Genomic DNA, 1,022 nt, shown 5'->3' with positions numbered 1-1,022 from the left:
CGACAGCTAAAATATTCTGCCACCCTGACTTTTTCAGCAGCCTGCCAGAGCGCCACTCCGGAGAACTCAGTTCTGAGGGCGCCGCACCCTGCTCCGACCCCACCTGCGGCACTCCAGCCGGTGCCTCCTCGTTCGACCGCTGAGGCCTCAATCCAGAGTGATGTCCGCATCACAGCCCTCGCACGTCAGAAAACCGCGCTCATCGCCTGCGGGATCGCACCGCCCCAGGTCCTCCGGGCAGCCCTGCGCCGCGCCGTAAAAACCTGGGTGCCCACGTCCTCTTACACTCCACACTCGGGAGAGCTACGCGCGAAGGAGCCCACCTGGACCGTCAGGACCAGTGTCGCTGTTTCAGCTGCCGTGTTTGATCGAGTTCAGGCCCCGCAGGAGGGGGCATGTAAGGCAATAGTCTCTGATCAGTCTGAGACCTTACCGTCGTCGTCGCTCTCGCCATCCTCTGGCAGATTGAGGATCAGGCCGCGCCGCATCGCGAGAGTCACCGCATGGACCGAGTTCGCGCAGGCGATCATCAATGCGCACATCTGTGGCAGGATCGTCCAAAGCATGGCCTCACCCTCTTGAATGAACGCAAAGTCGAGGACCGCATACCCAAAAGGGTATCGGCATGGCTGACAGAGACCGAACATGTGAAGGCATGGCACAGACGGATCCAAAAACAACAAGCCAGAATGACCACCCCGCCGCGCGCCGCTTACCTACCAGGACCAGTAGTATGAAGTATTCGGTAATCGCGGAACAGAATGGCAATTCTGAAGCTGTCTCTGACGTTCGGCTTAACGCGCGGGCCGTCGCCTGTCTCAGGGAGCTCATAGCAGGCGCGATCGTCGGTTACGTTTACGAATGGAACACCGGCGAACGTAAAAAGATCTGGCTGAAGGAAACCGTGAGATCTGCGCAGGTGTGTCTGATCTCTGGGCTGAACCGCGCCGGGTTTGCCGGAGGCTCCAACTCCTGAGTAAGGTGGAGCATCATGAGCAAGACAACGAACAGGTTTTCCCCGG

At 59.4% G+C, this 1,022-nt stretch carries 1 protein-coding gene; it reads right to left on the bottom strand.

The features are described from left to right. Positions 1-416 precede the first annotated feature (416 nt). The gene (locus tag EG244_RS20600) at positions 417-566 is read right to left on the bottom strand and encodes a hypothetical protein (protein WP_158617389.1); all 150 of its coding nucleotides are present in this window, start codon (positions 564-566) and stop codon (positions 417-419) included. Positions 567-1,022: the final 456 nt, after the last annotated feature.

It is taken from the genome of Falsigemmobacter faecalis, from assembly GCF_003863335.1.
In the GTDB taxonomy this organism is placed as follows: Bacteria; Pseudomonadota; Alphaproteobacteria; order Rhodobacterales; family Rhodobacteraceae; genus Wagnerdoeblera; species Wagnerdoeblera faecalis.
The sequence above is the reverse complement of the archived record's forward strand: the minus strand, read 5'-3'. Positions and strand labels throughout refer to the sequence as shown.